At 61.0% G+C, this 3,203-nt stretch carries 2 protein-coding genes; both read left to right on the top strand.

Features of this window, described 5'->3' with window-relative positions; genetic code table 11:
- The first annotated feature begins 607 nt into the window (after nt 1-607).
- Complete coding sequence (locus RKP46_RS14720) at nt 608-2,101, top strand: AAA family ATPase (protein ID WP_311107333.1); 1,494 nt, start codon at nt 608-610, stop codon at nt 2,099-2,101.
- Between the two features lie 515 nt (nt 2,102-2,616).
- Entirely contained in the window at nt 2,617-3,033 is a 417-nt protein-coding gene (locus RKP46_RS14715) for a hypothetical protein (protein WP_311107332.1), read from the top strand.
- Nucleotides 3,034-3,203: the final 170 nt, after the last annotated feature.

Below are 3,203 nucleotides of genomic sequence, written 5' to 3'. Positions count from 1 at the left end.
CGGTAAACCACTATTCCAGAGGGTCAACGACATTGGCATTCATGCAATTGCCCTGGCGGGTCCGGCCGAACACGTGATTTATCGCGGCTGAGGGTGTAGATTGCGCGCTTGGCAGCGTGCCGGGAGCACCCCGGATGAACTGGCGGCGTGCCGACCCGCATGGCGCTGCCAGGCAAAGGGCGACCTGGCTTGGCGCGGCGGTCGCCAACCCCTGGAATACCTTCCCTGCGTCCTCTGGAGTTCGTCGCATGCGTCTACATTTCCTTACGGTCAGGCCGCCCCTGGACAGCCCGCGCGTCGGCCTCCCGCAACGCGCTGTCCCGACCAGCGATGGCGACAGCACCGGCTCGCCCCACGAACGCCAGGAGGAACTCGAGCGCAATTACCTGGCTCAACGCCCTGCAAGCGAGTCTAGCGGGTTCCTCGCCATCGTTTTGTGCACTGTTTCCGCTTTGCCGTGCTTCAGTGCGCATTTCGATGCAGCCCGCAGCATGCATCGCGCTATCCACAGCATCGGCTTGCCGCTCGTCGAGCGTATTTTGTCGTCACGGCTTGACGTGCCGCCCTGCGCTGCAGCGAGCTTTCCGCATCGGCTGCTGGAGAATCGATGAGCGCAGCCTTACCGCCATTGATCGGCGCCCTTCTCGAACCCCGCTGCTACCCCGAACCTCCGGCCAAGGTCGACCTGGTTGAAACCCACGCCTCCTGGCTTCTCATCGCCGGGAACTTCGTCTACAAGATCAAGAAGCCGGTCGTGCTTCCCTTTCTTGACTACGGCACGCTGGAGCGGCGGCTGGCTTGCTGTACCGCCGAACTGCAACTGAATCGTCGTTTCGCTCCCGACCTATATCTCGAGGTGGTCAGCATCGTCGATCAGGGTGGCAGGCCTGTCGTCGGCGGATCCGGCAGGATACTCGAGTATGCCGTGAAAATGCGGCGCTTCGCAGAAAGTGGGCGGCTTGACCGGCTTTGCGTACACCATCACCTTCATCCGCAGCATGTCTCCGAACTCGGCACCCGCATTGCCGCCTTTCACCAAGCGGCCGCTGTCGCTCCACCGGCGAGCGATTTTGGCCGGCCTGAACGCGTTCGCTCACAGGTGCTCGACAACCTGTCCACACTCGAAGCCCTCCTGCCCGACGGCCCGATACAGGCTCAGCTCACCTTGCTTTCAGCCTGGTCTCTGCGCAACTCCGATCGCCTGGTGCCGCAGTTGGCTGCGCGCCGGGCCGCCGGACGGATACGCGAGTGCCATGGCGACCTGCACCTGGGCAACCTGGTGTTGATTGGATCACGCGTGAGGCTTTTCGACTGTATCGAATTCAGTGAGGACCTGCGCTGGATCGACGTTGCAAGTGAGATCGCCTTCACCTACATCGATTTGCTCAGCCACCAGCAGCCGGCACTGGCCGGATGGTTCATCAACGAATGGCTGAGCGCCAGCGGCGATTACGCGGCGCTGGCCGTTCTGCGGTATTACGCGGTCTACCGTGCTCTCGTGCGAGCCAAGATTGCGGCGATTCGCGCCGCTCAGGCCTCGGGCGACTTTTCCACTGCCGGCCACTACCTCGCTCTGGGCATTCATCTCACTCAAGCTCGCGCCAAACGGCTGATCATCACCCACGGCCTTGCCGGCTGTGGCAAGAGTCGCGCAGCGCGGCAACTCGTCCTGCAGGATACAGCGGGCTCCACCATCCGCCTGCGTTCAGATGTTGAGCGAAAGCGCCTGTTCGGGCTGGCGCCGACCGCCGACAGCAAGTCGCCGGTCGACCGCGGAATCTACTCGCCCGAAGCAAGCGAGCAAACCTACAGTCGGCTGCACAAGCTGGCCAGCGAGGCGCTCGCCGGCGGTTGGTCGGTGGTGGTTGACGCTGCTTTCCTGCAACATTCGTGGCGCGAGGATTTCCGCGACCTGGCCAAACGCGCCGAGGTGCCATTCCACATCGTCGCACCGCAAGCCAGCCACGCTCAGTTGCGCGCGCGCCTCCGTCGCCGCAACGCCCGTGGACACGACCCCTCCGAAGCAACGCCAGCCGTGCTGGAGCGACAGATGGCTTGTGTCGATGCACTGACGGTCGACGAGCGGCAACACCTGCTCTAGTCAGCGAGCGGCTGGACTCGAACACGATCTGTCGGAATACTTTACATGCGTCGCAACCATGGTTTTCGTTACGTCATCTAAGAATATGTTTTATCGAAACACTCTAAGCCGCCTTGAATTACGGCACAAATCTTGCTTCAACCGCTCACTACGACTCCAGATTGCACCCCAAAGATGGTCGAGGGTGACGGATGCCGTTCCGCATCGTGTGCGAAGCACGTTCGAGACGCTTATTCAGAGCAGATCAGCGTGACGTCGATTGCTCAGCGGGAGGCGTATTGCTTGACAAGCAGGGTGCAACCAGGAGCACGCGGCGACAAGTAGTTTCAGGCACCTTGCAGTCCGGCATCGTTTCTTGCAAGACACCAACCCGCAAGCCGGCAGGGGTCGTAAGCGATACGCGAGTCCGGCGCGGGCAAGCGCCGGCTCGCTCGAAACGGTGCACAAAGTTTTTTTTTGGCGTAAAATCATATCTTGATGCGGTACGTCGCGAACTGGTCGGGTCGGGGAGCACTATGAATATCCTCAATAACTGGAAGATTCTTGAACTGATCACCCGTGAAGGCGAAACCCTCGTGTGTATCGAAGGGCGAGTCTACGGAAGCAACCCGCGTTTTCCCTCCTCGTCGCACATCAGGACTTCCCCAGTCACCGGTTACAGCCTTGAGTCGAACTCCATGGTCGTTACGACCAAACGTGGCTCCGAGTACCTGCTGGGCAAGCCAGACCCCTCCGAAACTTTTGCACAACAGCGCCTGATCCGGCGACTGTCGCGCCTACGTCAATCACCGCCCTCCAAGTTCAATGCGCTCGAATCGCAGTTGACCGACTACAATAATTCGCAGAGAGAAGGCGAGCTCTTGGGTGATGCAGAGCGCAATGAGGTCGACGAACAGATCAACAGCTTCCTGACGACCGCAGAGAATCGCTAGAAAAGACTGGAAAAGGCCCAGCTAGCGGCGCTGCGCCGGCCGCTGTGCCGCGAGTCGGTCTTTGCCAGCGCTCATGGCCTGCCCCCGTTAGCGTCCCAAGAAATGACGGCGGGGACCGAAGCCCCCGCCGATAGCCATTCTGTTTATTGGGCGGCTACGCCCTCAGCAGG

Source organism: Accumulibacter sp., assembly GCF_031732815.1.
GTDB lineage: Bacteria > Pseudomonadota > Gammaproteobacteria > Burkholderiales > Rhodocyclaceae > Accumulibacter.
Note: the sequence above shows the minus strand (reverse complement) of the source record. Positions and strands in the feature narration are given on the sequence as shown.

Bases quoted from the DNA above. Each gene is read 5' to 3' on its own strand.
- RKP46_RS14720 (WP_311107333.1), top strand. From the start codon at position 608: ATGAGCGCAGCCTTACCGCCATTGATCGGCGCCCTTCTCGAACCCCGC.
- RKP46_RS14715 (WP_311107332.1), top strand. From the start codon at position 2,617: ATGAATATCCTCAATAACTGGAAGATTCTTGAACTGATCACCCGTGAA.